Genomic DNA, 4,018 nt, shown 5'->3' with positions numbered 1-4,018 from the left:
CGGCGCTGCAGGCCCAGCTCCAGGACGCGCTCGACGGGGCCCTCGACCAGGCCCCACTCGACGAGCTTCTCGGCGAGCACGCGCTGGGAGGCGTCGTGGAAGTCGCGGAACTTCGCGCCCGGCTTCACGGCGGCGATGCCGGCTTCCTGCGACTCGTGGACCGCGTCGTAGATCTTGCGCTGGATGTCGGTGTACGTGCCGTTGACGGGCAGCGTGCGCGTGACGTCGGCGGTGTAGAGGGTGCGGGTCTCCACGCCGGCGTCGAGCAGCAGCAGGTCGCCCGAGCGGACGTCGCCGTCGTTGCGGATCCAGTGGAGGGTGGTGGCGTGCGGGCCGGCGGCGGCGATGGTGCTGTAGCCGACGTCGTTGCCCTCGACGCGGGCGCGCAGGAAGAAGGTGCCCTCGATGTAGCGCTCCGAGGTGGCCTCGGCCTGGTCGAGGACCTTCACGACGTCCTCGAAGCCGCGGACGGTGGAGTCGACGGCCTTCTGGAGCTCGCCGATCTCGAACTCGTCCTTGACGCGGCGCATCTCGGAGAGGAAGACCCGCAACTCCTCGTCGGTCTCGGCCGTCACCTTGTCCCGCAGGGCCTTCTCGATGCCGGCGTCGTGGCCGCGCAGGACGCGGACCGGGCCGGTGGCCTTCGCGAGGGCGGCGGCCAGGTTCCGGACGTCCGCGCAGGGCAGGCCGAGGAGCCGCTCGTTCTCGGTGAGGCCGGCCCGCCGTCCGTCCCACAGCTCGCCGCGGGCGGACAGCCAGAACTCGCCGTCCTCCCGGTCGGAGCGGGGCAGCAGGTACGCGGTGGACCGGTGGCCGCCGTCCTCCCGGGGCTCCAGGACCAGGACGGCGTCCCCGGTCTGGTCGCCGGTCAGATACACGTAGTCCGAGCAGGCGCGGAAGGGGTGGTGCGTGTCGTTGGCGCGGACCAGCAGGTTGCCGGCGGGTATCACCAGGCGCTCGCCCGGGAAGCGTGCGGAGAGGGCCGCGCGCCGGCGGGCGGTGTGGGCGGCCTGCGGGAGGGGCTCGATGTCGTGGCGTTCGGTGTCGGCCCAGCCCTGCCGCATGTTCGCGGCCAGCTCCTCGCTCACCCCCCGCCGACGGCCGCGGCCCTCGCTCCGCTCCGCCTCCCCGGCCCGCGCGGCCTCCGCTCCCCCGGACGTCGGGTCCCCCTCACCGGACTGCCGGATTTCGGACGAACGCTCGGTCACAACCGCCTCCTGAATTCAATCCGTTCACCCTCAAAACCCACCGAACCCCTCCCTTGATCGCAAGGGGTATCCGCCATCGTGGCACGGCCCCGGCCCGAGGGGCCGGGAGTGACATGGGCTCCGCGCGCTAGGGTTCGCACGTGAGTTTCTATGTCGTCGTGGGATTCGGGCCCGCCGGTGCGGCCACGGCCCGGCTGCTGGCCGGGCGGGGACACTCGGTACGGGTCGTCACCAGATCGGGCCGTGCTCCGGAACCGGGCATCGAGCACGTCGCACTGGACGCGGCCGACGGCACCAGGCTGACCGAGGCCGCGCGGGGCGCGGCCGCCGTCTTCGGATGCGCCGCACCTCCCTATCACCGTTGGGCGGGCGAATGGCCCGCGATGGCCTCGTCCCTCTGCACGGCGGCCGAGGAGACCGGGGCCGTGCTGGTGATGCTCGGCAACCTCTACGGCTACGGTCCCGTGGACGGCCCCCTGACCGAGGAGCTGCCGCTCGCGGCGACCGGCCCCAAGGGGCGGGTGCGGGCCGCCGCCTGGGAGACGGCCCGGACCCTGCACGAGCAGGGCCGCCTGAAGGCCGTGGAGCTGCGGGCCTCGGACTTCTTCGGCCCCGGCGTGACCGACGGCGGGCACCTGGCCGGCCGGGTCGTACCGCAGGTGCTGCGCGGCAGGCCCGTCTCCGCCCTCGGCGACCCCGACGCCCCGCACAGCTGGAGCTACCTCCCCGACGTGGCTGCCGCGCTGGTCGAGGCCGCCGACGAGGAACGCGCCTGGGGCCGGGCCTGGCACGTCCCGACCGGGCCGGCGCTGTCCGTACGGGAGATGGTCGCCCGGCTCGCCGACGAGTCGGGCACGGGGCCGGTCGCCGTACGCGGACTGCCGTCGGCCGTCCTGGGCGCGCTCTCGCTCTTCTCCCCGCTGATGCGTGAGCTCAAGGAGATCCGCTACCAGTTCGACCGCCCCTTCGTCGTCGACTCCGGCGCCTGGGAGGCCGCCTTCTCGGCGCGGGCCACGCCCGTCGACGAGCAGGTCAAGACGACGGTCGAGTGGTGGCGCGAACGACTGACCGCCGCCGGGTGACACCCGTGTCGGAGAAGGACGGCTCGGTGGGATCCCCGTCGGCGCGGCACGACGACGTCGCGATCGTGGGCATGGCCTGCCGGTTTCCGGGGGCGCCGAACGTGAATGCGTACTGGCGTCTGCTGACGGCCCCGCGGCCCCAGTTCTCCGCCATCCCCGAGTCCCGGTGGCACGCCTCCGCGTTCTTCAGCGAGAACTTCCGCGACCCGTCGACGACGTACACGGACACCATGGCGCTACTGCCGGACGTGGGCCACTTCGACGCGGCGCACTACGGCATCCCGCCGCGGCGGGCCCGGTCGATGGACCCCCAGCACCGGCTGTTGATCGACCTCGCCCGCGAGGCGATCCAGGACGCGGGGTGGGAGACCGAGGGCTTCGACCGCGAGGAGACCTCGGTGATCACCTCGCTCACCGAGAGCGGCTACCGCGAGCTCAGCACCCTGCAGATCCGGATGCGCCAGGTGGCCGGAGGCGAGTTCGGGGCCCGGCCGGCCGATCCCCGGTGGCTGGAGACGGTCCGGGGCGTCGACCACCTGCAGGGCACGTCGGTGGCCGGACTCCTGCTCAACATGGGTCCGAACACCATCAGTTCGGTCTTCGACCTGCACGGGGAGAGCTACGCGCTGGACTCGGCGTGTTCCGGTGGCCTGATGGCCGTGGCGAACGCCGTGTTCGCGCTGCGCGCGGGCCGCACCCGCATCGCGCTGGCGGGCGGCGCCCAGCTGGTCCTCACCCCCGACCTGCTGGTGGGCCTGAGCCGGATAGGCGCCATCTCGCGCAGCGGCAGGTGCCTGCCGTTCGGGGCGCGGGCCGACGGCTTCGTCCTCGGCGAGGGCGCCGGGGTCCTGGTGCTGCGGCCCCTGGCCGACGCGCTGGCCGCCGGCGACCGCGTCTACGCGGTGATCCGGGGGGTGGGCACGGCCAACGACGGGACCGTGCAGGGCGGTATGCACCCCCAGGCGGCCGGTCAGCTCCGGGCCCTGCGCCGGGCCTACCGCGACGCGGACCTGGCCCCGGACTCGGTCGGGTACCTGGAGGCGCACGGCACGGGGACGACGGTCGGCGATCCGGTCGAGGTCGGCGTGCTGCGCGTACTGCGCGGTGCGGACGCGGCGCCCGCCTTCCTCGGCGCGGTGAAGGCGGTGGTGGGCCACTCCCTCAACGCCGCCGGGATGGCGGGGCTCATCAAGACCGTCCTGGCCGTGCACCGGGGGGTGATACCGCCGCAGCCGGAGTTCGAACCGGCCGAGCCGGCGGCCCTCGACGCCGCGCGGCTGGTCGTCCCGACGGAGGCGACGCCGTGGCCGCGGTCGCCGCGGCCGCGCCGGGCCGGGGTGAGCGCCTTCGGCTTCGGCGGCACCGGCGTCCACCTGGTGGTGGAGGAGTGCGCCGCCCCTGAGCCGGTCGTGCCCGCCCCGGACGGGGAGCCGCACCTCCTGGTGCTCAGCGCCCGTGACCGGGCGGGGCTGGCCCGTTACGCCCGCGACCTGGCGGACGTCCTCACCGAAGACCGGCTCCCGCCGGCCCGGGTCGCGGACACCCTGGCGCGCCGTACGCCCTTCGCGGAGCGGCTGGCGGTGGTGGCGCGGGACGCCGCCGAGGCCGCGGGCCGGCTGACCGCCGCCGCCGAGGGCATCGCCGCGGGCCGCACCGGAGAGCTCGGGCCGGGGCTGGCCGTCGGCACGGTGGAGCCCGGCGGGCTCCCTGAGACGTCCGCCCCCGCCC

At 74.7% G+C, this 4,018-nt stretch carries 3 protein-coding genes; 2 read left to right on the top strand and 1 reads right to left on the bottom strand.

The annotated features are described in order from the left end of the window. Positions 1 to 1,208 (bottom strand): aminopeptidase P family protein (locus AB4039_RS41640; protein ID WP_442273240.1); only part of this gene is annotated, 1,208 nt, incomplete at its 3' end. 140 nt (positions 1,209 to 1,348) lie between these two features. On the opposite strand from AB4039_RS41640, the gene AB4039_RS41635 reads away from it, so the two are divergent. Together AB4039_RS41635 and AB4039_RS41630 are read left to right on the top strand one after the other, a co-directional pair. After that, the gene (locus tag AB4039_RS41635) at positions 1,349 to 2,290 is read left to right on the top strand and encodes an NAD-dependent epimerase/dehydratase family protein (protein ID WP_442273239.1); all 942 of its coding nucleotides are present in this window, start codon (positions 1,349 to 1,351) and stop codon (positions 2,288 to 2,290) included. 71 nt (positions 2,291 to 2,361) lie between these two features. Next, positions 2,362 to 4,018 (top strand): polyketide synthase (locus AB4039_RS41630; protein WP_442273241.1); only part of this gene is annotated, 1,657 nt, incomplete at its 3' end.

The sequence above is a fragment of the Streptomyces sp. M-16 genome, assembly GCF_052114405.1.
Classification (GTDB): Bacteria; Actinomycetota; Actinomycetes; order Streptomycetales; family Streptomycetaceae; genus Streptomyces.
Note: the sequence above shows the minus strand (reverse complement) of the source record. Positions and strands in the feature narration are given on the sequence as shown.